This window comes from Citrobacter sp. wls615 (assembly GCF_005281355.1).
In the GTDB taxonomy this organism is placed as follows: Bacteria; Pseudomonadota; Gammaproteobacteria; order Enterobacterales; family Enterobacteriaceae; genus Citrobacter; species Citrobacter werkmanii.
The window spans coordinates 73,325-99,236 of record NZ_SZXM01000024.1 but is presented as its reverse complement, the minus strand read 5'-3'; the positions used below and the strand labels follow the sequence as shown (position 1 = coordinate 99,236).

The 25,912-nt window shown below is 53.7% G+C and carries 27 protein-coding genes and 1 riboswitch; of the genes, 18 read left to right on the top strand and 9 right to left on the bottom strand.

Annotated features, from left to right (window positions below; all coding sequences use genetic code 11):
* The first annotated feature begins 95 nt into the window (after positions 1 to 95).
* Positions 96 to 869 carry a zinc transporter ZupT gene (zupT, locus tag FDX04_RS07670; protein WP_038633928.1) on the top strand — a complete coding sequence of 258 codons (774 nt, stop codon included), beginning with the start codon at positions 96 to 98 and terminating at the stop codon, positions 867 to 869.
* Between the two features lie 66 nt (positions 870 to 935).
* On the opposite strand, the gene FDX04_RS24140 is transcribed toward zupT, so the two are convergent.
* Positions 936 to 1,112, bottom strand: coding sequence for a hypothetical protein (locus tag FDX04_RS24140; protein WP_064507033.1), 177 nt, complete (start codon positions 1,110 to 1,112; stop codon positions 936 to 938).
* 396 nt (positions 1,113 to 1,508) lie between these two features.
* On the opposite strand from FDX04_RS24140, the gene FDX04_RS07665 reads away from it, so the two are divergent.
* The 3 genes from FDX04_RS07665 to dsbI are packed head-to-tail and all read left to right on the top strand — an operon-like array spanning position 1,509 to position 4,689.
* Complete coding sequence (locus tag FDX04_RS07665; protein ID WP_137360698.1) at positions 1,509 to 3,305, top strand: aryl-sulfate sulfotransferase; 1,797 nt, start codon at positions 1,509 to 1,511, stop codon at positions 3,303 to 3,305.
* A gap of 23 nt (positions 3,306 to 3,328) precedes the next feature.
* Positions 3,329 to 3,997, top strand: coding sequence for a thiol:disulfide interchange protein DsbA/DsbL (locus FDX04_RS07660; RefSeq protein ID WP_137360697.1), 669 nt, complete (start codon positions 3,329 to 3,331; stop codon positions 3,995 to 3,997).
* Positions 3,998 to 4,011: 14 nt separating this feature from the next.
* Positions 4,012 to 4,689, top strand: coding sequence for a protein-disulfide oxidoreductase DsbI (gene dsbI / locus FDX04_RS07655; RefSeq protein WP_137360696.1), 678 nt, complete (start codon positions 4,012 to 4,014; stop codon positions 4,687 to 4,689).
* Positions 4,690 to 4,772: 83 nt separating this feature from the next.
* Here the strand turns inward: dsbI and ribB are convergent, their stop codons facing one another.
* Positions 4,773 to 5,426 carry a 3,4-dihydroxy-2-butanone-4-phosphate synthase gene (gene ribB, locus FDX04_RS07650; RefSeq protein WP_038633931.1) on the bottom strand — a complete coding sequence of 218 codons (654 nt, stop codon included), beginning with the start codon at positions 5,424 to 5,426 and terminating at the stop codon, positions 4,773 to 4,775.
* A gap of 106 nt (positions 5,427 to 5,532) precedes the next feature.
* A riboswitch (FMN riboswitch) is annotated at positions 5,533 to 5,683 on the bottom strand.
* 132 nt (positions 5,684 to 5,815) lie between these two features.
* Between ribB and ubiK the strand changes: the two genes are divergently transcribed.
* On the top strand, positions 5,816 to 6,112 hold the full coding sequence (gene ubiK / locus FDX04_RS07645) for a ubiquinone biosynthesis accessory factor UbiK (RefSeq protein WP_137360695.1): 297 nt from the start codon (positions 5,816 to 5,818) through the stop codon (positions 6,110 to 6,112).
* A 32-nt stretch (positions 6,113 to 6,144) separates the two neighbouring features.
* Here the strand turns inward: ubiK and glgS are convergent, their stop codons facing one another.
* The 4 genes from glgS to FDX04_RS07625 all read right to left on the bottom strand — a co-directional run bounded on the left by glgS (position 6,145) and on the right by FDX04_RS07625 (position 12,362).
* On the bottom strand, positions 6,145 to 6,351 hold the full coding sequence (gene glgS / locus FDX04_RS07640; RefSeq protein ID WP_087856824.1) for a cell surface composition regulator GlgS: 207 nt from the start codon (positions 6,349 to 6,351) through the stop codon (positions 6,145 to 6,147).
* 328 nt (positions 6,352 to 6,679) lie between these two features.
* Positions 6,680 to 8,113, bottom strand: a complete 1,434-nt coding sequence (gene hldE, locus FDX04_RS07635) for a bifunctional D-glycero-beta-D-manno-heptose-7-phosphate kinase/D-glycero-beta-D-manno-heptose 1-phosphate adenylyltransferase HldE (RefSeq protein ID WP_038633941.1) — start codon at positions 8,111 to 8,113, stop codon at positions 6,680 to 6,682.
* A gap of 59 nt (positions 8,114 to 8,172) precedes the next feature.
* Positions 8,173 to 11,013 carry a bifunctional [glutamate--ammonia ligase]-adenylyl-L-tyrosine phosphorylase/[glutamate--ammonia-ligase] adenylyltransferase gene (glnE, locus tag FDX04_RS07630; protein WP_137370706.1) on the bottom strand — a complete coding sequence of 947 codons (2,841 nt, stop codon included), beginning with the start codon at positions 11,011 to 11,013 and terminating at the stop codon, positions 8,173 to 8,175.
* A gap of 47 nt (positions 11,014 to 11,060) precedes the next feature.
* Positions 11,061 to 12,362: an inorganic triphosphatase gene (locus tag FDX04_RS07625; protein ID WP_137360693.1), complete on the bottom strand. Its 1,302-nt coding sequence runs from the start codon at positions 12,360 to 12,362 to the stop codon at positions 11,061 to 11,063.
* Between the two features lie 242 nt (positions 12,363 to 12,604).
* On the opposite strand from FDX04_RS07625, the gene FDX04_RS07620 reads away from it, so the two are divergent.
* Complete coding sequence (locus FDX04_RS07620) at positions 12,605 to 13,225, top strand: TIGR04211 family SH3 domain-containing protein (RefSeq protein ID WP_048232822.1); 621 nt, start codon at positions 12,605 to 12,607, stop codon at positions 13,223 to 13,225.
* 62 nt (positions 13,226 to 13,287) lie between these two features.
* Positions 13,288 to 14,529 (top strand): multifunctional CCA addition/repair protein, encoded by a 1,242-nt coding sequence (locus FDX04_RS07615; RefSeq protein WP_079225982.1) that lies wholly within the window; start codon positions 13,288 to 13,290, stop codon positions 14,527 to 14,529.
* A 61-nt stretch (positions 14,530 to 14,590) separates the two neighbouring features.
* Here the strand turns inward: FDX04_RS07615 and bacA are convergent, their stop codons facing one another.
* Positions 14,591 to 15,409 (bottom strand): undecaprenyl-diphosphate phosphatase, encoded by an 819-nt coding sequence (gene bacA, locus FDX04_RS07610; protein WP_042311049.1) that lies wholly within the window; start codon positions 15,407 to 15,409, stop codon positions 14,591 to 14,593.
* An 86-nt stretch (positions 15,410 to 15,495) separates the two neighbouring features.
* Positions 15,496 to 15,864, bottom strand: a complete 369-nt coding sequence (folB, locus tag FDX04_RS07605; protein WP_042311051.1) for a bifunctional dihydroneopterin aldolase/7,8-dihydroneopterin epimerase — start codon at positions 15,862 to 15,864, stop codon at positions 15,496 to 15,498.
* A gap of 106 nt (positions 15,865 to 15,970) precedes the next feature.
* On the opposite strand from folB, the gene plsY reads away from it, so the two are divergent.
* On the top strand, positions 15,971 to 16,588 hold the full coding sequence (plsY, locus tag FDX04_RS07600) for a glycerol-3-phosphate 1-O-acyltransferase PlsY (protein WP_003024662.1): 618 nt from the start codon (positions 15,971 to 15,973) through the stop codon (positions 16,586 to 16,588).
* Between the two features lie 31 nt (positions 16,589 to 16,619).
* Here plsY and FDX04_RS07595 read toward each other — a convergent pair whose 3' ends face one another.
* On the bottom strand, positions 16,620 to 17,561 hold the full coding sequence (locus FDX04_RS07595) for a LysR family transcriptional regulator (protein WP_137370705.1): 942 nt from the start codon (positions 17,559 to 17,561) through the stop codon (positions 16,620 to 16,622).
* 212 nt (positions 17,562 to 17,773) lie between these two features.
* Here FDX04_RS07595 and ttdA point away from each other — a divergent pair, with 212 nt between their 5' ends.
* The 10 genes from ttdA to ureG all read left to right on the top strand — a co-directional run bounded on the left by ttdA (position 17,774) and on the right by ureG (position 25,849).
* Positions 17,774 to 18,682 (top strand): L(+)-tartrate dehydratase subunit alpha, encoded by a 909-nt coding sequence (gene ttdA / locus FDX04_RS07590; protein WP_038633966.1) that lies wholly within the window; start codon positions 17,774 to 17,776, stop codon positions 18,680 to 18,682.
* Positions 18,679 to 19,284 (top strand): L(+)-tartrate dehydratase subunit beta, encoded by a 606-nt coding sequence (ttdB, locus tag FDX04_RS07585; RefSeq protein ID WP_137370704.1) that lies wholly within the window; start codon positions 18,679 to 18,681, stop codon positions 19,282 to 19,284. Before ttdA ends, ttdB begins: the two co-directional genes overlap by 4 nt.
* 48 nt (positions 19,285 to 19,332) lie before the next feature.
* Positions 19,333 to 20,796 carry an anion permease gene (locus FDX04_RS07580; protein ID WP_137370703.1) on the top strand — a complete coding sequence of 488 codons (1,464 nt, stop codon included), beginning with the start codon at positions 19,333 to 19,335 and terminating at the stop codon, positions 20,794 to 20,796.
* A 123-nt stretch (positions 20,797 to 20,919) separates the two neighbouring features.
* Complete coding sequence (locus FDX04_RS07575) at positions 20,920 to 21,744, top strand: urease accessory protein UreD (protein ID WP_212734320.1); 825 nt, start codon at positions 20,920 to 20,922, stop codon at positions 21,742 to 21,744.
* A 10-nt stretch (positions 21,745 to 21,754) separates the two neighbouring features.
* A complete protein-coding gene (locus tag FDX04_RS07570) occupies positions 21,755 to 22,057 on the top strand; it encodes an urease subunit gamma (RefSeq protein WP_003024678.1) in 303 nt (100 codons plus the stop codon).
* 9 nt (positions 22,058 to 22,066) lie between these two features.
* Positions 22,067 to 22,387, top strand: a complete 321-nt coding sequence (locus FDX04_RS07565; RefSeq protein WP_137360690.1) for an urease subunit beta — start codon at positions 22,067 to 22,069, stop codon at positions 22,385 to 22,387.
* Complete coding sequence (gene ureC, locus FDX04_RS07560; protein ID WP_137370702.1) at positions 22,380 to 24,083, top strand: urease subunit alpha; 1,704 nt, start codon at positions 22,380 to 22,382, stop codon at positions 24,081 to 24,083. The genes FDX04_RS07565 and ureC overlap by 8 nt, the downstream gene beginning before the upstream one ends.
* A gap of 9 nt (positions 24,084 to 24,092) precedes the next feature.
* Positions 24,093 to 24,551, top strand: coding sequence for an urease accessory protein UreE (ureE, locus tag FDX04_RS07555; RefSeq protein WP_042311069.1), 459 nt, complete (start codon positions 24,093 to 24,095; stop codon positions 24,549 to 24,551).
* Positions 24,551 to 25,222, top strand: coding sequence for an urease accessory protein UreF (locus tag FDX04_RS07550; RefSeq protein ID WP_137370701.1), 672 nt, complete (start codon positions 24,551 to 24,553; stop codon positions 25,220 to 25,222). The genes ureE and FDX04_RS07550 overlap by 1 nt, the downstream gene beginning before the upstream one ends.
* A 9-nt stretch (positions 25,223 to 25,231) precedes the next feature.
* A complete protein-coding gene (ureG, locus tag FDX04_RS07545) occupies positions 25,232 to 25,849 on the top strand; it encodes an urease accessory protein UreG (RefSeq protein WP_137370700.1) in 618 nt (205 codons plus the stop codon).
* Positions 25,850 to 25,912: the final 63 nt, after the last annotated feature.

The window sequence follows — 25,912 nt, the reverse complement described above, 5'->3', positions numbered from 1 at the left end:
CGGTTAATGAAGAACTCAGATAACCATGATGAAGATCATCAGTTATTTTGACGATCTGGCCCGGACAGCAGATTGATAAGGAGTTAGATTTGTCGATGTCAGTACCTTTACTTCTGACTTTACTGGCAGGCGCCGCCACGTTTATCGGCGCATTTCTCGGCGTGCTGGGGCAAAAACCCTCTAATCGCGTTCTTGCCTTTTCTTTAGGTTTCGCCGCCGGGATCATGTTACTGATTTCTCTAATGGAGATGCTACCTGCTGCGCTGGCGGCTGACGGCATGTCGCCGGTGTTGGGTTACGGGATGTTTATTGTGGGCCTGCTGGGCTACTTTGGCCTCGACCGTATACTGCCGCATGCTCACCCTCAGGATCTGGTGCAAAAAACCACGCAGCCTTTACCCGGTTCCATCCGGCGTACCGCGATTTTATTAACGCTCGGCATCAGCCTGCACAACTTCCCGGAAGGAATTGCGACATTTGTTACTGCCAGCAGCAACCTCGAACTGGGCTTTGGTATCGCCCTTGCCGTCGCATTACACAATATTCCTGAAGGATTAGCCGTGGCGGGTCCGGTCTATGCGGCTACGGGATCTAAACGCACCGCGATATTCTGGGCCGGGATTTCGGGCATGGCGGAAATCTTGGGCGGCGTGCTGGCGTGGTTAATTCTCGGTAGTCTGATTTCGCCGGTAGTAATGGCGGCGATAATGGCGGCCGTTGCAGGTATTATGGTCGCGCTGTCCGTCGATGAATTGATGCCATTGGCAAAAGAGATCGACCCCAATAATAATCCCAGCTATGGGGTATTGTGCGGAATGTCGGTGATGGGGTTAAGTCTCGTCATTCTCCAGTCTATGGGAATCGGCTAATCCAGAGGGCGGATGCCACCCTGCAAGTTTAACAGCATCCGCTCATCCATAGCAGAACGCGAAGGACTATTCCTGTCCCTTAACCGCGCCGTTATCTTCGCCAGGTCGACGAAAGAGTTTGTTACGCGCCTCAAGCAGCGCATCTCTGTCCTGGCGGAACGCACGACAATAACGCTTCATATGACAATAATAACCCACCGCAACGAGTGCAATTAATACAATCCAATACCAGGCAATAAACATTCTTTTACCCTTAATATTTAACATCATTAAACATTTAACGTTAAAATTTTACACTACCTTATTCTGACCTACTCCTATAGTGGCATATTCCAGAAACAAATATATGATTTCGATCATATAAATAAGCGACTACGCTAATAGCCCAAATCGTTATAGAAAATTAAACTATGTCGACAAGATCACACAATGCAATAATAAATATTGTTCTTAAAATGTCTCACTCATACTATCCAAAAATAATAAAAATTAGAATCTGCAGAATAATACGCCTCATCAATATTAATTGATTCATCATCAAAGCAGCATCAGTAATACTATTCTTTGATTAATTAACATCGGAAAAACATAATATATTCAGCATCATTATATTTACAGGTGATATAAGGAGATATATCCATGTTTACGCAATACCGAAAAACATTTCTCGCTGGAACGCTGGCACTGACGTTTGGATTAACTGTGGGAAATTCATTTGCCGCAGGTTTTCAACCCGCCCAACCCGCAGGAAAACTGGGCGCAATAGTTGTTGATCCTTATGGAAATGCCCCACTTACCGCACTGATTGAATTAGATAGTCACGTTATCTCGGATGTTAAAGTCACCGTTCATGGTAAAGGTGAAAAAGGGGTCCCGGTTACTTATACCGTTGGCAAAGAATCACTCGCCACTTACGATGGCATTCCTGTTTTTGGCCTTTATCAAAAGTTCGCTAATAAAGTTACCATTGAATATAAAGAAAATGGCAAGGCCATGAAAGAAGATTACGTGGTGCAAACATCCGCCATCGTTAATCACTACATGGATAACCGTTCTCTTTCTGATTTACAGCAAACTAAAGTTATTAAGGTAGCCCCCGGCTTTGAAGACCGTCTGTATCTGGTGAATACCCATACTTTCACCGCGCAGGGCGCAGAATTCCACTGGCATGGTGAAAAAGACAAAAATGCCGGCATCCTTGATGCGGGTCCCGCCGGTGGCGCATTACCCTTTGATATCGCCCCTTTCACCTTTGTCGTCGATACGGAAGGTGAATACCGTTGGTGGCTGGATCAGGATACCTTCTATGATGGCCATGACATGGATATCAATAAGCGCGGTTACCTGATGGGCATTCGGGAAACACCACGCGGAACCTTCACCGCCGTGCAGGGCCAGCACTGGTATGAATTCGATCTGATGGGACAGATTCTGGCCGACCATAAGCTACCGCGTGGATTCCTGGACGCTTCGCATGAATCGATCGAAACGGTCAATGGCACCGTGCTGCTTCGCGTGGGTAAACGCGATTATCGCAAGGAAGATGGCATTCACGTGCATACCATCCGCGACCAGATTATTGAAGTCGACAGATCTGGTCGCGTTGTTGACGTATGGGATCTGACAAAAATTCTCGACCCGATGCGTGACGCCCTGTTGGGAGCGCTGGACGCGGGCGCGGTATGCGTCAACGTCGACCTCGCTCACGCAGGCCAACAGGCGAAACTGGAGCCAGATACACCCTACGGTGATGCCCTCGGCGTTGGTGCGGGTCGTAACTGGGCTCACGTCAACTCCATTGCCTATGACGCTAAAGATGACTCTATCATTATCTCTTCCCGTCATCAGGGAGTCGTAAAAATTGGTCGTGATAAACAAGTGAAGTGGATCCTGGCGCCATCTAAAGGCTGGAATAAAGCGCTGGCAAGTAAGCTGTTAAAACCGGTAGATGCTAAAGGCAACGCGCTGAAATGTGATGAAAACGGCAAGTGTGAAAACACTGATTTCGATTTTACCTACACCCAGCACACCGCATGGCTCTCCAGCAAAGGGACATTAACCGTTTTTGATAACGGCGATGGTCGTGGACTTGAACAACCGGCTTTGCCGACGATGAAATACTCCCGTTTTGTCGAATATAAAATTGACGAGAAAAAAGGAACCGTTCAGCAAATTTGGGAATACGGAAAAGAGCGCGGCTATGATTTTTATAGTCCCATCACCTCGGTTATCGAATATCAAAAAGATCGCGACACCATGTTTGGCTTTGGTGGATCGATTAATTTATTTGATGTTGGACAGCCGACCATTGGCAAAATTAATGAAATTGACTACAAGACCAAAGAAGTCAAAGTTGAAATTAATGTCCTTTCCGATAAGCCAAACCAAACACACTACCGTGCATTACTGGTCCACCCACAACAAATGTTTAAATAATCACGTTAGATTAAGGATTAATTATGTCATCTAAATGGATCGCTTCATTATTTAAAAGCGTGGTATTAACCGCCGCACTTGTCTCACCGTTTGCCGCATCGGCTTTTACCGAAGGCACTGATTATATGGTGCTGGAGAAACCAATTCCTAATGCGGACAAGACGTTAATCAAAGTATTCAGCTACGCCTGTCCGTTCTGCTACAAATACGATAAAGCCGTAACGGGCCCCGTGTCAGAAAAAGTCGCCGACGTAGTTACCTTCACACCGTTTCATCTGGAAACCAAAGGAGAATACGGCAAACAGGCTAGTGAAGTATTTGCGGTAATGATTAATAAAGACCAGGCGGCAGGAATTTCATTGTTTGACGCCAAATCTCAGTTCAAAAAAGCCAAGTTCGCATATTACGCAGCCTACCATGACAAGAAAGAACGCTGGTCAGACGGTAAAGATCCTGCCTCATTCATTAAGACGGGGTTGGATGCTGCGGGTATGAGTCAGGCGGATTTTGAAACCACACTGAAGGAGCCAGCTGTCCAGCAAACGCTGGAGAAATGGAAAGCGGCATATGATGTCGCCAAAATTCAGGGCGTACCGGCTTACGTCGTCAACGGCAAATACCTGATCTACACCAAAAACATCAAATCCATTGATTCTATGGCTGAGCTTGTCAGAGAGCTGGCGGCAAAATAAACAGGGACCCGGCTATGGCTTTCATTAAAGGATTGTGGCGAGACTTATGTATTGCACCGGTTGATACCCTGGTGAGATGGCAGGAACGGCGCTTTCTGTGGTTACTGATGGCTTGCGCAATGGGTGGGTTAATTATTCTGGCGCACTCATTCTTCCAAATCTATCTCTACATGGCCCCCTGCGAGCAATGTGTATACATTCGCTTTGCCATGTTCGTGATGGTTTTTGGTGGGCTGATCGCGGCGATAAACCCTAAGAATATTGTTCTGAAGCTCATCGGCTGCATCGCGGCATTTTACGGCAGCATCATGGGCATTAAGTTTTCCATCAAACTTAACGGCATTCATTATGCAGTACATAACCCGGACCCGGATTCGCTCTTTGGCGTACAGGGATGTTCCACCGATCCGACCTTCCCGTTCAATTTGCCACTGGCAAACTGGGCGCCGGAATGGTTTAAGCCCACAGGAGACTGCGGTTATGACGCACCTGTCGTTCCCGATGGCGTGGCGCTCAGCAGTATGCAAAAGTGGTTTGTCGATCTGTACCAACAATCCGAAGGTTGGTATCTCCTGCCGCCGTGGCATTTTATGAATATGGCGCAGGCCTGCCTACTGGCCTTTGGCGTATGTTTGCTGCTATTAGTGATTATGAGCGGTGCCTGGGCAATCAAGCTGACCAGAACTAAATAGTCAGGCTGCAATAACAAAAAACCGAAGCCAGAAAACTGACTTCGGTTTTTTTAATCTTCTACAGCAGGCGCGGTAACGCGCTATCAGCTGGCTTTACGCTCATGTGCCTGACGGTAAGCCACCAGATCTTCGATAGTGACCACAGCCATATTATGCTTGCCGGCAAATTCGATGCACTCCGGCGCGCGCGCCATGGTGCCATCGTCATTGGTCAGTTCGCACAGTACACCTGCGGGTTTAAAGCCTGCCAGCGTCATCAGATCGATGGTGGCTTCAGTATGACCGCCGCGAGTCAACACACCGCCTGCCTGAGCGCGCAGCGGGAAAACGTGTCCCGGTCGGTTCAGATCGGAAGGTTTTGCGCCATCCTTAATTGCCGCACGTACCGTAGTAACACGGTCTGCAGCGGAAACGCCGGTAGTCACGCCTTCTGCGGCTTCAATGGTCACGGTAAAACCGGTACCGTAAGCACTGGTGTTATTTTCCACCATCATTGGCAGATCGAGCTGTTTGCGTCGGTCTTCAGTGATGCACAGGCAAACAATACCACTGCCGTGACGGATGGTTAGCGCCATCTGTTCAACGGTCATGGTCTCTGCCGGGAAAACCATATCGCCTTCGTTTTCACGATCTTCGTCGTCAAGCACCATCACACCGCGTCCTTCACGCAGCGCAGACAGCGCATGTTCAACACGTTCGAAAGGCGTACCAAAAGAGGAAAGTAGCGTCTGATTCATGGTAAAAAAACCTCACTAAAATTATGGTTACCAGAATCAGGGCAGTCTTAGGAGTACCGTCTAAGCGGCAAAAAAATAACGTGAGCGGGTCCATGCCCGACTGGATCGTTACTCTCTCCCATCCGGACTTTAACCGTCGGCCCCGGAATTACACCGGATCTGCTGACCTTTGAGTTTGCACTCAAAGCGCTCGCGGGCTTTCAGCATTAAGCTGATTTACCGCCGGTGGGGAATTTCGCCCCGCCCTGAGAATAAGCGGGTTAACTATAACGCTATTGATTACCTTCATCAACGCCTTTACTCGACTTAGCTTCACACAATTCTGGTTTATGCCTGCGCCCATTCGCACTACAATAAGCAGCAACACGTACCAGTTCAGGGAAACCACAATGATTGACCCGAAAAAAATTGAGCAAATTGCTCGTCAGGTTCACGAGTCGATGCCGAAAGGGATCCGGGAGTTTGGGGAAGACGTCGAGAAGAAAATTCGTCAAACGCTGCAGTCACAACTGACCCGTCTGGACCTGGTAAGCCGTGAAGAGTTTGATGTGCAGACTCAGGTTTTGCTGCGTACCCGTGAAAAGTTGGCGCTGCTTGAACAACGCCTGACTGAGCTGGAAGTGCGTGAAAAAACGGCAGAAGTTAAGCCTGCCCCTGCGCTCCCCTCAGTCGATCCGCAAGAATAAAAACGACAACGGGCCGCAAGGCCCGTTTTTTGTTAGTGTTCCAGTTCGAGTTTCTTCGCCTCTGTCGCCTGCTGGCAGTACAGCGCATAACGTTTACAAAACCAGCTACGATGTTCCTCATCCATATTGCCCGTGACGGCCTGGATATCAACAGGGTGGCCCTCAGCCTGCATCCTGGCAAAACTGCGGGCCAGGAAATCGAAATTGTTCATTGAATACATGTTGCTGTGCATGAGCATACCCTCCAGTTATTGAATATCTGCTAAGGCCATATGCTTTTTCTAGTTTCAGTATTTCCCTATACGCGAAATGGTTTTGTACATAATGTGCGCAAATTTATAGCCCAGGCTCACACTTTCCTATGAAACCTACGCCTCGTGCTGAGAGTGAAAAGATGCTGTAGCAAAACGCGACAATCGCCGCCTTTGAGACAGAGCGTCATCATAAAGCTGAACCGCTGAAAAACAGCCCACAGCCTGTTGAGAAAACGACTGAAGAATAAGAAACAGAAATGCCGGATGGCAGCGCTTACGCGTTTTATCCGCCATCCGGCAAACTTCCCGGCGATTATTTATCGCTGTCTTTTTGGATCTTTTTGATGATATTGGTCGTTGAGCAGCCGTCTTCGAAGTTCAGCACCAGCACTTCACCGCCGTTCGCCCACACCTCTTTGCTACCCGCAATATCTTCCGGCTTATAATCGCCGCCTTTTACCAGCAGATCCGGCAGGATGCCCGCAATCAGACGTTGCGGTGTATCTTCTTCAAAAGAGACCACCCAATCGACGGCCTCCAGCGCACCCAGTACGATCATCCGCTGTTCCAGCGGGTTGACCGGACGCGTTTCGCCTTTCAAACGTTTGGTCGAAGCATCGCTGTTTACCGCTACGATCAGGCGATCGCCCAGCTTGCGCGCGTTTGCCAGATAGGAGACGTGACCCGCATGCAGGATGTCGAACACCCCGTTGGTCATCACGACTTTCTCACCGCGTTTGCGGGCGCTGGCAACGGCCTGTTTCAGCTCAGATTCGCTCATCACGCCAAAGCCAGTATCTGCCCGACCTCGCACGGCGTTTTCCAGTTCAATGGGAGAAACGGTGGAAGTCCCCAGTTTACCTACGACAACACCGGCTGCGGCGTTAGCAAAGTAGCACGCTTCTTCCAGAGAGTTACCCGCCGCAAGCGTCGCCGCAAGCACGCCAATAACCGTATCGCCCGCGCCGGTCACGTCATACACTTCCTGCGCCTGGGTCGGCATATGCAGCGGTGCTTTACCCGGTTGCAGCAGCGTCATCCCCTGCTCGGAACGCGTGATCAGCAAAGAGGAAAGGTCAAAATCAGCAATCAATTTCATGCCGCGTTCCACCAGCTCATCTTCGCTTTTGCACTTACCAACAACCGCTTCAAACTCAGACAGATTCGGCGTCAGCAGCGTGGCGCCACGGTAGCGTTCAAAATCGGTTCCTTTCGGATCGATAAGCACCGGAACTCCGGCCTTACGCGCCAGCGCAATCATCTGCTGGACGCTTGCCAGCGCGCCTTTGGCGTAATCAGAGAGCACCAGCGCGCCGATAGAACCCAGCGCCTGATTAATACGCTCGTGCAACGGCTGCGGATCCACACCTTCAAAACCTTCTTCGAAATCCAGACGAATCAGCTGCTGGTTACGGGAAAGCACGCGCAGTTTGGTAATCGTCGGATGGGTCGGTACGGAGACGAAATCACATTTTACGTTCACATCCGCCAGCGTTTTGCTCAGCGCACGCGCCGCGTCATCAATACCAGTCAGGCCCACCAGACGCGAATTCGCTCCCAGGGAGGCAATGTTCATCGCCACGTTTGCTGCGCCACCGGGACGTTCTTCGATGGTATCCACTTTCACCACCGGAACCGGCGCTTCAGGCGAAATACGGCTGGTAGGACCGTACCAGTAGCGATCCAGCATCACATCACCGACAACCATTACTCCTGCACGTTCAAACTCTGGCAGCGTTACTTTCATTCCTGTCTCCTGAGAGATTCTCTGAGGGTCTTAAAATTTGCGCGCGATAATAGCACACTTCACTCGGCAACCAGCCACTTCTGCCAGCTGTCGCGCACCAGCGTGCGTTCAGCCTCAAAGCACTCTGGCGCCACATGGCCCGGAAGCTCCTGCAAGGCAAGATGGTGAAGTTCATCACGCAGCGTCGTATAAGCACGGGTAAGCGCCAGCGCCTCCTGCTCATCCATAATGTCGTTTTGCGCCAGTAATTCCAGAATGCGCACGTTATCCGACCAACGCGTCAGCTTCGGTTTTTCATGGGCATAGCGCAGCACCAGGTATTGCGTAATGAACTCAATATCGGTGATGCCGCCTTCGTCCGCTTTGATATCAAAACGATCGCGATGCTTATTGCCCAAATGGGCACGCATTTTCTCACGCATTTCGCGCACCTCGGTTTGCAAGGTTTTTCCGTCACGGACGAGGGTCATGATAGCGCGACGCACCGCGTCAAACTGAGAGGTCAACTGCGGGTCACCGTACACTACGCGCGCACGCACCAGCGCCTGATGCTCCCATGTCCAGGCTTCATTGCGCTGGTAATCGGCGAAAGCGTCCGCTGATGTTACCAGCATCCCCGCCGCACCGGACGGACGCAGTCGCGCATCCACTTCGTACAAAATACCGGAGGAGGTACGGGTGCTGAAAAGGTGCATAATGCGCTGCGCAAGACGCAGATAGAACTGTCGCCCGTCAATCTCACGTTCGCCATCCGTCATGACATCCATCGGACAATCGTGCAGGAAGATCAGATCGAGATCCGAGCTATAACCCAGCTCCCAGCCGCCCAGCTTGCCATAGCCGACCACGGCAAAACCGCGTCCCTCGCGATCGCCAATATGGGTGGGTTGCCCGTAGCGAGCGACCATCTGCGTCCACGCCTGCTGGACTACCGCATCGATAATGGCTTCCGCCAGCCAGGTTAAGTGATCGCTCACCTTCATCACCGGCAACGTACCGGCGATATCAGCCGCGGCAATACGTAACAGCTGGGTTTGCTTAAACTGACGCAGCGCTTCCAACTGTTGCTCTTCGTCATCTTCCGGCACGCGCAGTAAATACTGACGCAGCTCATCACGGTAGGCATCTGTCGCCGTGGGTTGATACAGCGTGTTCGGATCCAACAGCTCGTCGAGCAACAGCGGATACCGCGCCAGTTGGCTGGCGACCATCGGCGAGGCGGCACACAGTGAAATCAGGTGTTTGAGCGCGCCGGGAAATTCGCTCAGCAGCTCCAGATAGGTTGTACGGGTGACAATGCCCACCAGCAGCGGCGTAATGCGCGACAGCGGTACCGAGGCGTCGTCACGCGAACAGACATCGCTCAGCAGATGCGGCATTAGATGATCCAGCACCTGGCGTCCGCGCGGGCCAATGGTGCGTTTATCCAGCTCTTTACGGAAATCCGCGATCAGCGACAGGACGCGTCGCCGATCGTCATCCGCCAGATGCGTCAGCACCGGCGTGCTGTCATCTTCCTGTAAGGCGTCCTGCCACAATTCGCGCCACTGTTCTGACAGTGACTCCTCCTGTGTTTCGGCTTCGTCATCGCCAATCAACTCGTTAAATACCCGACGCACATTGTGCATATGGCCAGCCAGCACATCTGTCAACTGCTGCCAGTCATCAACGTTCATTCCCCACGCCAGCCGCGCACGATTCAGTTCATCACCCGGCAGCGTCTGGGTCTGTTCATCATTGATGCTTTGCAGCAGGTTTTCCAGACGGCGTAAATAGAGATAGGCTGCGCGCAATTGCTCCGCATCAGTATCTGGCAACAGGTTTAATGCATTGATGGCGCTCAGCGTCGGTAACAGCGAGCGGGATTGTAGCGACGGCTCGCGTCCGCCGCGAATAAGCTGGAATACCTGCACGATAAATTCGATTTCACGAATACCGCCCGCCCCCAGCTTAATGTTGTCCTTCAGTCCGCGACGGCGCACTTCACGGGCAATCATCCCTTTCATGTTACGCAGAGACTGGATCACGCTGAAATCGATATAACGACGGAAGACAAACGGTCGCAGCATGGCGCGGAGTTCATTGACGTAAGTGCCATCGGCATCGCCCATAATGCGGGCTTTGACCATTGCATAACGTTCCCAGTCGCGGCCTTGTTCCTGGTAATAATCCTCCAGCGCGGAGAAGCTCAGCACCAGCGGACCACTGTCGCCAAATGGGCGTAGGCGCATGTCCACCCGATAAACAAAGCCATCCATTGTGGGCTGATCCAGGACCTTGATGAGCCGCTGGCCCATACGGGTAAAGAACTGCGCGTTATCCAGCTCGCGTCGCCCGCCCTGCGTACTGCCGTGCTCCGGCCAGGCAAAAATCAGGTCGATATCGGAGGAAAAATTCAGCTCGCCGCCGCCCAGTTTCCCCATGCCTAAAATCAGCAGCGGTTGCGCAACACCGTCTGGATTACAAGGCGTTCCCCATTCGCGACAACAAGCGGCGTATAACCAGTCACGCGCGGCAACGATCAGCGTTTCAGCCAGATGGCTTAGCTGCTGCAAGATACTCTCTTCCGTCACCAGCGACAGCGTCTGCACCCACGCGATACGCACCATAATACGACGGCGAAACAGGCGTAGCTCACGCATCAGCGCGTTTTCGTCGCTGACCTCGGTCAAAGCCTGCTGTAACCAGGCGGCATAATGTTGCCATTCGTCCACCTGAGGCGCTGCGCTTTCCAGCTCCAGCAGCCATTCAGGATGGGCAATAAGGCTGTCGCGGACAAAATCACTGAATGTAAGCACTGACTTCGCCTGCACGCTAAGCGAGGACTCAGATATTGTTGTTGGCAGCCGCTCAACAACGGTCGGCCAGTACTGCTGTAACGGTGAAGAGAGCTGCTTCATTTATGAGTTATCCTTTGAATAGCGCCAGATGGCGGCCTCAGTCCTGATTATCGTTTTCCGCTGTGCAGCCAGAACGGTTCCAGCGCGATTGCCTCATTGCGGAAGTGTTCAATTTCAACATATTGGTTGGCCGCAATGGCGTGACGCAGGCCCTGCCAGTTGGCGATCCATTCCGAGGCGACATTTTCGTCATAATATCCCGCCAGCATCAGCATGCTATCAATGTTGCGCGTCAGGCGTGGAAGCTGATCGGCATACTGATCGCCCAGCGGCTGAGCAAACGCGGTTTTCAGTTCAGCGGCATGGCGCGAGAGATGAATATCTGAGAAACGCTTAAAGGAGTCGGCAATTTTACCCTGCGCCTTCGCATCAAGGAACGGCTGCCACCCTTTGGTTACCAACCATTCGGTCAGCGCCAGTTTTGCCATCGCCGTTTGTGTGCTGTAAACCGCCGAAACGGCAGAAACGTCCGACGCCATAATCGCTTCCGACTGGGTCAGCAAATCGCGTAAGTGAGCACTCGCTTTTCGTGGCACAATACCGCCAAAAAGCATCAGAATGTGGCGCACCAGGCCCATTGCCCCCAGTACCTCGGCTTTTGCCCCCTTGACGCCACGTACCCACAGCTCTTCATGGTACTGCCACTGTGATAATGCCAGCTCCAGCGCCGCTTCCAGGCCTTGCTCGATGCTCGCCTTCGCGGGAACCCGTAAAATGCGCGTCGGTTTGAGTTCACGCGGCGCATTCCCCTGCGCTAAATGATAGCCGCGCGCCGCTTTGCTCAGGCTACCCTGCCGTAAACCAGTTTGTGAAACCAGCTGGTTTGCCAGCTTCAGTACCGCACGGGTATCGCCGCTTAGCAGTTCCAGTTCAAGCTCACAGATAGGTTCAGCAAACTCGCCCGCTTTCACTTCCCCAAGGTCGAGGGCTATCTCAATCCGGCTACCGTCGACATCAAGGCACCATTTCTCACGGTAAAAATCGGTGCTAAACAGCGGCTGCACCTGAGAAGCGAGTTCCATGGGTAGCTTGCCATCCGGCCAGACTTCAGCGGGAAACAGGGCGAGATCCAGCTCAGGCGTGCTCAGCGCAACGTTATATTCTGGTCGCTGATGCAGACCGCCCGTTACCCGTCCGGCAATTTTCATGGTCATTTCATAATGACCGTTTTCACCGCGAATACGCAGTCCCATATCGTGACCACGCAACCAGGCATCCGGCGTTTCGTAGTAGATATTCAGCAACTGGCTGGGCGCGTGATGCTCTCCTCCCAGCGTATTCAGACGCTCACGTAGCGCATCTACAGCATCACTATTGACGATAAATTTTAATTCGATTTCCTGGGCCATGGTCTTGTACTTATGGGTTATGTCACAGTTGAGAAAACTGACTGCGAACTAAGTTCGTTCTTAATGGTCAAGTAGATAGTATTTTGCGCCAAATTGCCATGCAACGAGCAATTTGACGGGCGTAAAAGTTTCGGGTGGTGGCAAAAAGAACACAGATGATTCCGATTGATGTCGAATGCTTTGCGTAGAGACACTGATGCCACTACTATCGTTCCACTTTCTATGACAATAACGACAGCCTGATGCCAAAATTACGCCTGATTGGATTAACTTTACTCGCACTTAGCGCCACTGCAGTCTCACATGCCGAAGAAAAGCGCTATGTCTCTGACGAACTGAACACCTGGGTCCGCAGCGGTCCGGGAGATAATTATCGCCTCGTGGGTACGGTTAACGCCGGCGAGGAAGTCACGCTTTTACAGACTGACGCCAACACCAACTACGCCCAGGTGAAAGACAGCACCGGACGTACCGCCTGGATCCCGCTGAAAGAGCTGAACAGTACGCCGAGCCTGCGCACCCGCGTTCCCGATCTGGAAAACCAGGTTAAGACGCTGACAGATAAGCTCAATAATATCGATACCACGTGGAATCAGCGCACCGCCGATATGCAGCAAAAAGTGGCGCAAAGCGACAGTGTGATCGACGGGCTGAAACAAGAAAACCAGAAGCTGAAAAACGAACTTATCGTGGCGCAAAAGAAGGTCAGCGCAGCCAACCTGCAGCTTGATGACAAACAGCGCACCATCATTATGCAGTGGTTTATGTATGGCGGCGGTGTGCTGGGTCTTGGTCTGCTGCTCGGCCTGGTTCTGCCACACATGATCCCAAGCCGTAAACGCAAAGATCGCTGGATGAACTGAATCGCCTTCTCCGCCACACTGACATATGATTAAGGGATGATTTTTTTCAGAAGGAAAGTGGCGTGAAGATTTATCTGGTCGGTGGTGCTGTTCGGGACGCGCTAATAGGGCTACCGGTTAAAGATAAAGATTGGGTTGTTGTCGGCGCCACGCCGCAAGAGATGCTTGACGCGGGCTACCAGCAGGTAGGCCGCGATTTTCCCGTGTTTCTCCATCCGCAAACCCGGGAAGAGTATGCGCTGGCGCGTACCGAACGTAAATCTGGTTCGGGTTATACCGGGTTCACCTGCTACGCCGCAGCGGATGTCACGCTGGAGGACGATCTTCAGCGTCGCGACCTGACTATCAACGCGATGGCCCGCGATGACGACGGGGAGATTATCGACCCCTATAACGGACGCAGCGATCTGGAAAACCGCCTGCTGCGCCATGTTTCTCCCGCCTTTAGCGAAGATCCGCTACGCGTGCTGCGCGTGGCGCGCTTTGCCGCCCGCTATGCACACCTCGGTTTTCGTATCGCTGACGAAACCATGACATTGATGCGCAACATGACCGCTGCCGGTGAACTGGAGCATCTGACGTCAGAGCGGGTGTGGAAAGAAACGGAAAACGCCTTAACCACCCGTAATCCCCAGGTATTCTTTCAGGTTCTGCGCGACTGCGGCGCATTGCGCGTCCTGTTCCCGGAAGTTGATGCCCTGTTTGGCGTTCCCGCGCCCGCGCAGTGGCACCCGGAAATCGATACTGGTATTCACACCCTGATGACGCTGTCGATGGCGGCCATGTTAAGCCCCGAGGTTGACGTGCGCTTTGCCACGCTGTGCCACGATCTTGGCAAAGCATTAACGCCTAAAGCGCTGTGGCCACGCCATCACGGTCACGGTCCGGCGGGCGTCAAGCTGGTCGAGCAACTGTGTCAGCGCCTGCGCGTGCCAAATGACATCCGTGATTTAGCCAAACTGGTGGCCGAGTTCCACGATCTCATTCATACCTTCCCCATCCTGCAGCCAAAAACCATCGTGAAACTGTTTGATTCCATCGATGCCTGGCGTAAACCGCAGCGTGTAGAGCAAATCGCCCTGACCAGCGAGGCCGACGTGCGTGGGCGTACCGGCTTTGAAGCGGCGGATTATCCACAAGGGAGACTACTGCGTGAAGCCTGGCTGGTTGCGCAGGCGGTGCCAACGAAAGACGTCGTTGAGGCCGGATTTAAAGGTCAGGAAATTCGGGAGGAGCTGACGAAACGGCGAATTGCGGCGGTGGCCAGTTGGAAAGAGCAGCGTTGTCCGAAACCCACCACCTAAACGGATATAACCCGTAGGCCGGATAAGGCGGAACGCCGCCATCCGGCACCACGGTAAGTCATCAGAAGAACACGACGTAAACGGCGGCCGCCACAATAAAGCGGTAAATCGCAAACGGAATAAACGAGATGCGTTTAATCAGTTGCAGGAAGGTTTTGATCGCTACCAGCGCCACGATAAACGCCGTCACGAAACCGACTGCAAACATCGGAATATCTGACGCGCTGAGGAACGACCAGCTTTTGTAGAGATCCAGGGCCGTCGCGCCCATCATCATCGGTACCGCAAGCAGGAAAGAAAACTCAGATGCCGCGTAACGGCTGACCCCCATCAGCATACCGCCAGAAATCGTCGCCCCAGAGCGGGAAAAACCCGGCCACAGCGCCAGACACTGGAAACAGCCAATCATAAACGCCTGACGATAAGTCATATCATCCAGCCCCGGCGCGCGCGGCTCTTTCGGCTTCAGGCATTCTGCGGCTATCAGCAGCACGCCCCCTACCACCAGCGCATACATCACGTTGATCGGGTTAAACAGTGATTTGATTGTATCGTGGAAAACCAGACCGAGGACAACGGCCGGAATCATCCCGAGCAGGATATGTCCCAGCGTCAACCGACCTTTGCCAGTCCCTTCGTGTTGGACCTTGCCAAAGTGAATGCCAATCAGGCCAAACAGACGTCGCCAGAACATCACTACGACGGCCAGAATAGAACCCAGTTGGATAACCACTTCAAATGTTTTTGCGGTATCGCCCTCAAAACCCAGCAGGTGGCCAACAATAATCATATGGCCGGTACTGGAAACGGGTAAAAATTCCGTCAATCCTTCGACCACACCCAAAATTGCCGCCACCAGCAGCGAGTGCATATCACTCATTAATAAACCCCTAGATAGAGAAACCACGGCAAAAAAGAGCCGACGAAAGGACCCTTTTATACCCGTTTGTTTTAGAAATTATTAAATTAATTATTTTCTTTCAGATTACTGCCACGCTCAATGATAACCCCGACGTTTGCCGCACGCGCCACCGCGCCAGGTTTACTGAGTTTGATACGCACCCATGGGGAATTAAAGCGACTAAGCAGGAGGTCAGCCACTTCTTCCGCTACGCGCTCTACCAGAGCAAAACGCCCGCCTTCCACATGATTAACAACCGTTTGAGCAATATCAGCATAGCTCAGGCAATCAGCGACATCATCGCTTTTAGCCGATTTACGGTTATCCCATGCCATTTCGATATCGAACACCAACTTTTGCTCGATTGTCTGTTCCCAGTCGTAAACACCGATGGTGGTGATTACTGAAAGTTGCTCTATAAATACAATATCCATCACGACCCGCCTGCTTTTTGGCTAACCCGGATACCACTTCCGGCGAAATATGCGTATTATCCACAGAAGTAGCGTTTTACACGACATTTTCAAAACGGAACAGCTTATGAGTGCAATCGCGCCTGGAATGATTATCTTCGCGTACCTCTGCGGCTCTATTTCCAGTGCCATTCTGGTATGCCGCCTCGCTGGATTGCCGGACCCGCGTGACAGCGGCTCTGGGAATCCGGGCGCGACAAACGTGCTACGCATAGGTGGCAAGGGAGCCGCCGTCGCCGTACTGATTTTCGACGTACTGAAAGGCATGTTGCCCGTCTGGGGTGCCTATGCGCTAGGCGTCAGCCCCTTCTGGCTGGGATTGATAGCGATCGCCGCCTGTCTGGGACACATCTGGCCGGTATTCTTCGGCTTTAAAGGTGGGAAAGGCGTTGCCACCGCCTTTGGCGCAATTGCGCCAATTGGTTGGGACTTAACGGGCGTAATGGCGGGAACCTGGCTGCTGACTGTCTTACTCAGCGGCTATTCGTCATTGGGCGCTATCGTCAGCGCGCTGATTGCTCCCTTTTATGTCTGGTGGTTCAATCCCCAGTTCACCTTCCCGGTTTCCATGTTGTCGTGCTTAATTCTGCTACGTCACCATGACAACATTCAGCGTCTGTGGCGCCGTCAGGAGCCGAAAATCTGGACCAAACTGAAGAAAAAACGCGAAAAAGATCCTGAGTGACGATACTGCCGGATGGCGGCGCTTAAGCGTCTTATCCGGCCTGAGGGACGTGATACCCTTCAATTGGCTTACCCAATCGGTGCTGACACCACGTCGCCAGAAACTCCACACAGACGCGAAGCTTCACGCTGCGATACAGCGGCTCCTGATAAACCGCCCAGATATTGGCGCTTTGTGCATAGTCCGGAAGTACACGCACCAGTCCACCGCTTGCCAAAAACGGTTGTACGTCCCATTCGGAACGCAACATGATCCCTTTTCCCTGCAGCGCCCACTGCAACACAATCTCACCGCTGTTCGATGAAAGGTGCCCAGCTACCTTGACCGATTTTTTCTCCTGGCCGTTATCCAGCTCCCACACTCCGTGGGTCATATCGCGTTCTTTGGTGACCAGGCAATCATGCCGACTTAATTCCTGTAGCGTCATCGGCTCGCCATATTTTTGTAAATAGGTCGGGGCCGCACACAATATTCTTTTGTTTTTCGTTAACAAATGCGCAATATAATAATCAGGAATTTCATCATTAATACGAATATCCAAATCGATATTATCCTGCGCCAAATCAATTTGCCGATCGTAAAGCTCAAAATGCACCTGTAATTCAGGGTAGCTATGCATCAGTTCGGTAATGGCCGGCGCAATATAGCTGCGCCCAAAACCAAAGCTACAGCCGATACGAATCATCCCCGCCGGGCGCGTTTTGATTTGCGTGACGTCATCAACCAGATGCTGGTAGCCCGCGAGGATCGTCTGTGCATGTTCATAGCAACGTTGACCACTCTCAGTTAACGCCACGCCGCGCGCAGAGCGGTTAAGCAACGTCGTCCCCAGCGTGGATTCGAGGATTTGAATACGTTTTGTCACAAACGCTGGCGTCTGTCCCAGCGTGGCGGCAGCGGCGCTAAAGCTGCCGCTATGAACAATTTCAACCAGCACCTGCAGGTCTTTCGCCAGGGGATACGTGTTCAGCATGGTCGGTATATCCGTAATGTTGTTAACCGCAGTGTAATTCTCTCACGCGTATTAAACCCTGCCTTTGCGCAATTTTTATTGCCTTATTTGGACATCATTCACGAACTGTTAATTGGATATTCACAGTGGCAAATAATATAAATCCCTATTTTTAGTGGTAGTTTGTGGCGGAGAATTTATTTCCAGAAAATAAAAGAACTGGAGTTTACAAGATGAGCAATCAAAATAACCAAAATGCGATAAATACGCTGACAAACATTGTCGCGAATTTTACCGCCATGATTTCTACCCGTATGCCCGACGACGTAGTGGATAAATTAAAACAGCTGCGTGAAGGCGAAGACTCGCCGATGGGTAAAATCATCTACCACACCATGTTTGACAACATGCAGAAGGCAATCGATCTGAACCGTCCGGCCTGTCAGGACACCGGCGAGATTATGTTCTTTGTAAAGGTCGGTTCCCGTTTTCCGCTGTTGGGTGAACTGCAAAGCATCCTGAAACAGGCCGTTGAAGACGCCACGGTCAAAGCGCCACTGCGCCATAACGCGGTAGAAATTTTTGACGAAGTGAATACCGGCAAAAATACCGGCACCGGTGTGCCGTGGGTCACCTGGGACATCATTCCTGATAATGATGACGCGGAAATCGAAGTCTACATGGCTGGCGGCGGCTGTACCCTGCCAGGACGCTCGAAAGTGTTAATGCCTTCAGAAGGCTACGAAGGCGTAGTGAAATTTGTCTTCGAAAATATCTCCACATTGGCCGTTAACGCCTGCCCGCCGGTGCTGGTGGGCGTAGGCATTGCCACCTCAGTAGAAACTGCCGCAGTACTCTCCCGTAAAGCGGTGCTGCGTCCTATCGGCTCACGTCATCCCAACCCCAAAGCGGCCGAACTGGAACTGCGTCTTGAAGAAGGACTTAACCGCCTGGGTATTGGTCCGCAAGGGTTGACCGGCAATAGCTCCGTGATGGGCGTGCATATCGAATCCGCCGCGCGCCATCCGTCGACTATCGGCGTTGCTGTTTCCACCGGCTGCTGGGCGCACCGTCGCGGCACGCTGCTGGTTCATGCTGATCTCTCCTTCGAAAATCTGTCTCACACCCGGAGCGCGTTATGAAAAAGATCCTCACAACCCCGATTAAAGCCGAAGATCTGGAAGATATTCGCGTTGGCGATGTCATTTACCTGAGCGGTACGCTGGTGACCTGCCGCGACGTGTGCCACCGTCGCCTGATCGAACTAAAGCGCCCAATTCCTTATGACCTGAAGGGCAAGGCTATTTTCCACGCCGGCCCAATCGTGCGTAAGAACGGTGAAAAATGGGAGATGGTCTCCGTCGGTCCAACCACCAGTATGCGTATGGAAGCCTTTGAGAAAGAGTTCATCGAGCAGACCGGCGTCAAACTGGTGGTCGGTAAAGGTGGTATGGGACCGTTGACAGAAGAAGGCTGCAAGCAGTTCAAAGCACTGCACGTGATCTTCCCGGCAGGTTGCGCCGTACTGGCGGCTACTCAGGTTGAAGAGATTGAAGAAGTGCACTGGACGGAGCTGGGCATGCCGGAATCCCTGTGGGTGTGTCGGGTCAAAGAGTTCGGCCCGTTGATTGTGTCTATCGACACCCACGGCAACAACCTGATCGCCGAAAACAAAAAGCTGTTCGCTGAACGCCGCGATCCCATCGTGGAAGAGATCTGCGAGCACGTGCATTACATCAAATAATCCTTCCGGAGAGGCGCAGCGCCTCTCCCCTTTCGCAGGGATATCACAATGGCACCTTTAGCTGGTTGGTGGCGATACCTGGCTCCGCTGGTGGTCATCGCCATTATTGCTGTTTTACCCGTTCCCACCGGTCTTGAGAGCCACACCTGGCTCTATTTTGCCGTCTTTACCGGTGTGATTGTGGGGCTCATTCTGGAACCTGTACCCGGCGCGGTAGTGGCGATGATTGGTATTTCGATCATCGCCGTGCTTTCACCGTGGATCCTGTTCAGCCCGGAGCAACTCGCGCAGGACGGTTTTAAATTTACCGCCAAATCGCTGTCGTGGGCCGTGTCTGGCTTTTCTAACTCGGTTATCTGGCTGATTTTCGCGGCCTTTATGTTTGGTACCGGCTATGAGAAAACCGGCCTCGGTCGGCGTATCGCGCTAATGTTAGTAAAAAAGATGGGGCACCGGACGTTATTCCTCGGCTACGCGGTGATGTTCTCTGAGCTGATCCTCGCCCCCGTTACGCCTTCCAACTCCGCGCGCGGAGCCGGAATAATCTACCCGATTATCCGCAACCTGCCGCCGCTGTATAACTCCCAGCCCAATGACGCCAGTTCACGTTCTATTGGCTCCTACATCATGTGGATGGGCATTGTCGCCGACTGCGTCACCAGCGCGATTTTCTTAACGGCGATGGCGCCGAACCTGCTGCTGATCGGCCTGATGAAAGGCGCATCTCATACGTCGCTCAGTTGGGGCGACTGGTTCTTGGGTATGCTGCCGCTGAGCATTTTACTGGTGTTGATCGTGCCCTGGCTGGCATATGTGCTGTACCCGCCGGTACTGAAATCCGGAGATCAGGTACCGCGCTGGGCGGATACAGAGTTAAAAGCGATGGGACCGCTCTGCGCACGTGAGAAAAAGATGCTCGGGCTGATGGTCGGCGCGCTGGTGTTGTGGATCTTCGGTGGCGATTATATTGACGCCGCGATGGTCGGTTACAGCGTGGTGGCATTGATGTTGGTGCTGCGCATCATCAGTTGGGATGACATCGTCAGCAATAAAGCCGCATGGAACGTCTTTTTCTGGCTGGCCTCGTTAATAACCCTGGCGACCGGGCTGAATAACACCGGTTTTATTACCTGGTTCGGCAAGCTGCTGGCAAACGGGCTGAGCGGCTATTCACCGATCATGGTGATGGTGGCGCTCATCGTGGTCTTCTATCTGCTGCGCTACTTCTTTGCCAGCGCCACGGCGTATACCTCCGCCCTCGCACCGATGATGATCGCCGCCGCGCTGGCGATGCCGGAAATCCCGTTACCGGTCTTCTGCCTGATGGTCGGTGCCGCTATTGGCCTGGGCAGTATTCTGACTCCCTACGCCACCGGCCCAAGCCCTATCTACTACGGCAGCGGCTATTTGCCAACGGTCGATTACTGGCGGCTGGGCGCTATTTTTGGCCTGATTTTCCTCGTGCTGCTGGTGATCACCGGTCTGGTCTGGATGCCCCTCGTTTTACTGTAAAACCCCATTGGGGCGACCTCTTGTCGCCCCTTTATCCATAAGCTTCTCATATGATCGATTTCCCGATGCGCTGAGGCATACTTTTTTGTATGCAAACACCCTCTTGCTGATAAGGGAAACGCTCTGGACACGCTGGCGCACGAGACACTCACACGAGGCTGGCAGGCCGAACTGGATCTGCACTTTACCCTCACCGGACACAAAACGGTGCTCGCCTCGGCGCGTCACTATGGACCTTTGACGGTTCAACGTCCGTTTTATCCCGAAGAAGAGGTATGTCACCTCTATTTGCTTCATCCACCTGGCGGGATCGTCGGCGGGGATGAGCTACATATTTCCGTATCACTCGATGAAAACAGTCATGCGTTAATCACTCAGCCCGGCGCGGGAAAATTTTATCGCAGCCGTGGGCCGCAGGCGTTGCTACGCCAGCATTTCACGCTCGCCCCGCACGCCACGCTGGAGTGGCTGCCGCAGGATACGATCTTCTTTCCCGGCACTAATGCCACCGTCCAATCCGTATTTCATCTGACGTCCGCAAGCCATTTGCTGGCCTGGGATCTGCTGTGTCTCGGACGCCCTGTCATGCAGGAAACGTTCTGCCACGGCACGCTACAAAACCGTCTGGAAGTGTGGCGGGATGGGCAACCGCTGCTGATAGAGCGTTTGCAGGTGCAGGCAGGGGATCTGCATGGGATCGCACATCATCCCTGGGTCGGTACGTTGCTGTGTTATCCGGCCAGCGAACAGATGCTGGAGGGGACGCGCGAGCGGCTTACGCCACTGGGGGATTATGCCGGGGCAACGCTTAACGACTCGCTGCTGACAATTCGATTTCTGGCGAACGACAACCTGATTGTTCAGCGCGTTATGCGTGACATCTGGCAATTTCTGCGCCCGCTAATGACACACAAAGCGCCCATGCTACCGCGAATCTGGCAAACCTAAGAGGCCCATTATGGAACTGACCCCCAGAGAAAAAGACAAGCTGTTGCTGTTTACCGCCGCGCTGGTGGCGGAACGTCGCCTGGCCCGCGGGCTGAAGCTGAATTACCCGGAATCAGTGGCGCTGATTAGCGCTTTCATCATGGAAGGGGCGCGCGACGGGCAAACCGTGGCCGCGCTGATGGAAGACGGGCGTCACGTGCTGCGCCGCGATCAGGTGATGGAAGGCGTACCAGAGATGATCCCGGATATTCAGGTTGAAGCCACGTTTCCGGACGGTTCGAAGCTGGTCACCGTCCACAACCCGATCGTCTAAGGAGCGGCAATGAACCCAGGTGAGTATCAGATCTCAGCAGGCAACATTGCGATCAATCAGGGGCGCGAAACCTGCACGATCGTAGTGGAAAATCACGGCGACAGACCCATCCAGGTGGGATCGCACTATCACTTTTACGAGGTGAACCCGGCGCTGCGCTTTGACAGGGCGGCTACGCGGGGCTTCCGTCTGAACATTGCCGCAGGTACAGCGGTACGTTTTGAACCGGGGCAAAAGCGCGAAGTCGAACTGGTGCGCGTCGCTGGCGCACAAAGGATGGTGGGTTTTCGCAGTGAAGTGATGGGCGCGCTGGAGGCAGATAATGAGTAACATTTCCCGCCAGGCGTACGCCGACATGTTTGGCCCAACCACCGGCGATAAAGTGCGCCTGGCGGATAGTGATCTGTGGATCGAGGTGGAAAAAGACTTCACCACTTACGGCGAAGAGGTCAAATTCGGCGGCGGAAAAGTGATCCGCGACGGTATGGGCCAGGGACAAATGCGCGCCCAGGCGTGTGTGGATCTGGTGATAACCAACGCGCTGATCGTTGATCACTGGGGGATCGTCAAAGCGGATATCGGCATCAAAGACGGCAGGATCTTCGCCATCGGCAAAGCGGGTAATCCCGATATTCAGCCCGACGTCACGATCCCGATAGGCGTAGGAACAGAAGTCATCGCCGGAGAAGGCAAGATCGTCACCGCGGGCGGCGTGGATACGCATATTCACTGGATCTGCCCACAGCAGGCGCAAGAAGCGCTGGTTTCAGGCGTGACGACGATGATCGGTGGTGGTACCGGTCCGGCCGCAGGCACTAACGCCACCACCTGCACACCGGGCCCGTGGTACATCGCCCGCATGCTGCAGGCGGCAGACACGTTGCCGGTTAACATCGGTTTGCTGGGCAAAGGCAATGGTTCAAACCCTGACGCCCTGCGCGAGCAAATCACTGCCGGCGCCATTGGCCTGAAGATCCACGAAGACTGGGGCGCCACGCCTGCCGCTATCGACTGTGCGCTGACCGTGGCCGACGAAATGGACATTCAGGTGGCGCTGCACAGCGACACGCTCAATGAGTCCGGTTTTGTTGAGGATACGCTGGCAGCGATCGGCGATCGCACCATTCATACTTTCCATACCGAAGGCGCAGGTGGCGGCCATGCGCCGGATATCATCACCGCCTGCGCACATCCGAATATTTTGCCCTCCTCCACCAACCCGACGCTGCCTTATACCGTCAACACCATCGACGAGCATCTCGACATGTTGATGGTCTGCCACCATCTCGATCCAGATATCGCTGAAGACGTCGCCTTCGCCGAATCGCGCATTCGCCGGGAAACGATCGCTGCCGAGGATGTGCTGCATGACATTGGCGCGTTTTCCCTGACCTCGTCCGATTCACAGGCGATGGGGCGCGTGGGCGAAGTGATCCTGCGCACCTGGCAGGTGGCGCACCGCATGAAGGTTCAGCGTGGCTCGCTGGCGGAAGAAACGGGCGACAATGACAACCTGCGCGTTAAACGCTACATCGCCAAGTACACCATCAATCCGGCGTTGACCCACGGTATCGCCCACGAAGTCGGCTCCGTTAGGCCTGGCAAACTGGCCGATCTGGTGCTGTGGTCACCGGCCTTTTTTGGCGTAAAACCGGCGACCATCGTGAAGGGCGGGATGATCGCCTGCGCGCCGATGGGTGATATCAACGCCTCAATCCCTACCCCGCAGCCGGTGCATTACCGCATGATGTTCGGCGCGCTTGGCGCAGCGCGGCATCACACCCGTCTAACCTTTATTTCACAGGCTGCCGACGCGCAAAACGTCCCGCAGCAACTTAATTTGCAAAGCGCTATCGCCGTCGTCAAAGGCTGCCGGACGGTAAAAAAGGCTGACATGATCCACAACGCTCTGCAGCCTAATATCACCGTCGATGCCCAGACCTACGAGGTACGCATTGACGGTGAACTGATTACCAGCGACCCGGCAGACGTTTTGCCGATGGCGCAACGCTATTTCCTGTTTTAAGGAGTGAGGATGATCTACCTGACCCAACGCCTTGACCACGCCCACCGCGTCACCGCAAGCGTCACGCTACCCATTGATGTTCGCGTAAAAAGCCGCGCCAGAGTGGCACTGAGCGATGGCCGCGAAGCCGGCTTAATGCTACCGCGCGGTTTACTGTTACGCGGCGGCGATCTGCTGACTACCGACGATGGCCGCGAGGTGATCGAAGTGATCGCCGCGCCGGAGTCGGTTTCCGTCGTGCGCTGCGCCGACCCTTTTTTGCTCGCCAAAGCCTGTTACCACCTTGGTAATCGCCACGTACCGTTGCAGATCCTGCCCGATGAGCTGCGCTACCACCACGATCATGTGCTGGACGATATGCTGCGCCAGTTCAACCTCGAGGTGGCGTTTGCCCAGTTGCCGTTTGAGCCGGAAGCGGGTGCCTATGCGAGCGAGTCACACGGGCATCATCACGGCCATGCGCACTGATGCATAGCACCCAACAGCTGCGCCTGATGCAGCTCGCCAGCAGCAGTCTCCCGGTGGGATCGTTTACCTGGTCTCAGGGTCTGGAGTGGGCGGTGGAAATCGGCTGGGTGAAAAGCGTCGATGACTTCTCTGACTGGCAAATTCAGCAGATGGAGCACAACTTTTTTACCGTTGACCTACCGTTGCTGGCGAGATTGTATCGCGCCTGTGAGCAGGACGATCTCGCCGCCGCGCGCCGCTGGACCGCTTACCTGCTGGCCTGCCGGGAAACCCGCGAACTGCGGGATGAAGAACGCAGCCGGGGCCTCGCCTTTACGCGGCTGGTCACCGACTGGGAACCAGACTGTTCCCGGGATTGGCGCACGCTCTTTGCCGATAGCCAGCTGTGCGGTATGGCCTGGCTGGGCGTACGCTGGAAAATCCCCCTGACGAATCTGGCGTTAAGCCTCGGCTACAGCTGGATTGAGAGCGCCGTGATGGCAGGCGTCAAACTGGTTCCCTTTGGCCAGCAGGCGGCTCAGCGATTGATTATTTCGCTTAGCGATCGTTATGCGCAAGGTCTGGCACAAGCGCTGGCGTGTCCTGACGCCTGCCTCGGATCCGCAACGCCGTTAGCCGCCATCGCGTCTGCCCGGCATGAAACCCAATATTCCCGCTTATTCCGTTCCTGAGGAGAAAAAATGAGTAACTACAAGCATCCCCTGCGTGTGGGCGTTGGCGGCCCGGTTGGCTCGGGCAAAACGGCGCTGCTGGAAGCGTTATGCAAAGCCATGCGCAACAGCTATCAATTGGCGGTAGTGACCAACGATATCTACACCAAAGAAGATCAGCGCATTCTCACCGAGGCGGGCGCACTGGAGCCTGAACGGATCGTCGGCGTGGAAACCGGTGGCTGCCCACATACCGCCATCCGCGAAGATGCGTCGATGAATCTGGCCGCCGTAGAAGCGCTGAGCGAGAAATTCGGCAATCTGGATCTGATTTTTGTGGAAAGCGGCGGCGATAATCTGAGCGCTACCTTCAGCCCGGAACTCGCGGACCTGACGATCTATGTGATCGACGTTGCTGAAGGCGAGAAGATCCCGCGTAAAGGTGGTCCGGGGATCACCAAATCCGATTTTCTGGTGATCAATAAAACCGATCTGGCTCCTTACGTCGGCGCATCGCTGGAGGTGATGGAGCGCGATACCTTGCGCATGCGCGGCGAGCGTCCGTGGACGTTTACTAACCTGAAAGCGGGCGACGGTCTGGCGACGATTATTGCGTTTCTGGAAGAGAAAGGAATGTTGCGGGTGTAGCGTGGTTTATCGCCGGGAGGCGGCTTCGCCTGACCCGGCCTACGGTTTTGTTGGCCCGGTAAG

Excerpts from the sequence above, each read along its gene's own strand:
- zupT (WP_038633928.1), top strand. The coding sequence starts at position 96 with ATGTCAGTACCTTTACTTCTGACTTTACTGGCAGGCGCCGCCACGTTT.
- FDX04_RS24140 (WP_064507033.1), bottom strand. The coding sequence starts at position 1,112 with ATGTTTATTGCCTGGTATTGGATTGTATTAATTGCACTCGTTGCGGTG.
- FDX04_RS07665 (WP_137360698.1), top strand. The coding sequence starts at position 1,509 with ATGTTTACGCAATACCGAAAAACATTTCTCGCTGGAACGCTGGCACTG.
- FDX04_RS07660 (WP_137360697.1), top strand. The coding sequence starts at position 3,329 with ATGTCATCTAAATGGATCGCTTCATTATTTAAAAGCGTGGTATTAACC.
- dsbI (WP_137360696.1), top strand. The coding sequence starts at position 4,012 with ATGGCTTTCATTAAAGGATTGTGGCGAGACTTATGTATTGCACCGGTT.
- ribB (WP_038633931.1), bottom strand. The coding sequence starts at position 5,426 with ATGAATCAGACGCTACTTTCCTCTTTTGGTACGCCTTTCGAACGTGTT.
- ubiK (WP_137360695.1), top strand. The coding sequence starts at position 5,816 with ATGATTGACCCGAAAAAAATTGAGCAAATTGCTCGTCAGGTTCACGAG.
- glgS (WP_087856824.1), bottom strand. The coding sequence starts at position 6,351 with ATGCTCATGCACAGCAACATGTATTCAATGAACAATTTCGATTTCCTG.
- hldE (WP_038633941.1), bottom strand. The coding sequence starts at position 8,113 with ATGAAAGTAACGCTGCCAGAGTTTGAACGTGCAGGAGTAATGGTTGTC.
- glnE (WP_137370706.1), bottom strand. The coding sequence starts at position 11,013 with ATGAAGCAGCTCTCTTCACCGTTACAGCAGTACTGGCCGACCGTTGTT.
- FDX04_RS07625 (WP_137360693.1), bottom strand. The coding sequence starts at position 12,362 with ATGGCCCAGGAAATCGAATTAAAATTTATCGTCAATAGTGATGCTGTA.
- FDX04_RS07620 (WP_048232822.1), top strand. The coding sequence starts at position 12,605 with ATGCCAAAATTACGCCTGATTGGATTAACTTTACTCGCACTTAGCGCC.
- bacA (WP_042311049.1), bottom strand. The coding sequence starts at position 15,409 with ATGAGTGATATGCACTCGCTGCTGGTGGCGGCAATTTTGGGTGTGGTC.
- folB (WP_042311051.1), bottom strand. The coding sequence starts at position 15,864 with ATGGATATTGTATTTATAGAGCAACTTTCAGTAATCACCACCATCGGT.
- plsY (WP_003024662.1), top strand. The coding sequence starts at position 15,971 with ATGAGTGCAATCGCGCCTGGAATGATTATCTTCGCGTACCTCTGCGGC.
- FDX04_RS07595 (WP_137370705.1), bottom strand. The coding sequence starts at position 17,561 with ATGCTGAACACGTATCCCCTGGCGAAAGACCTGCAGGTGCTGGTTGAA.
- ttdA (WP_038633966.1), top strand. The coding sequence starts at position 17,774 with ATGAGCAATCAAAATAACCAAAATGCGATAAATACGCTGACAAACATT.
- ttdB (WP_137370704.1), top strand. The coding sequence starts at position 18,679 with ATGAAAAAGATCCTCACAACCCCGATTAAAGCCGAAGATCTGGAAGAT.
- FDX04_RS07580 (WP_137370703.1), top strand. The coding sequence starts at position 19,333 with ATGGCACCTTTAGCTGGTTGGTGGCGATACCTGGCTCCGCTGGTGGTC.
- FDX04_RS07570 (WP_003024678.1), top strand. The coding sequence starts at position 21,755 with ATGGAACTGACCCCCAGAGAAAAAGACAAGCTGTTGCTGTTTACCGCC.
- FDX04_RS07565 (WP_137360690.1), top strand. The coding sequence starts at position 22,067 with ATGAACCCAGGTGAGTATCAGATCTCAGCAGGCAACATTGCGATCAAT.
- ureC (WP_137370702.1), top strand. The coding sequence starts at position 22,380 with ATGAGTAACATTTCCCGCCAGGCGTACGCCGACATGTTTGGCCCAACC.
- ureE (WP_042311069.1), top strand. The coding sequence starts at position 24,093 with ATGATCTACCTGACCCAACGCCTTGACCACGCCCACCGCGTCACCGCA.
- FDX04_RS07550 (WP_137370701.1), top strand. The coding sequence starts at position 24,551 with ATGCATAGCACCCAACAGCTGCGCCTGATGCAGCTCGCCAGCAGCAGT.
- ureG (WP_137370700.1), top strand. The coding sequence starts at position 25,232 with ATGAGTAACTACAAGCATCCCCTGCGTGTGGGCGTTGGCGGCCCGGTT.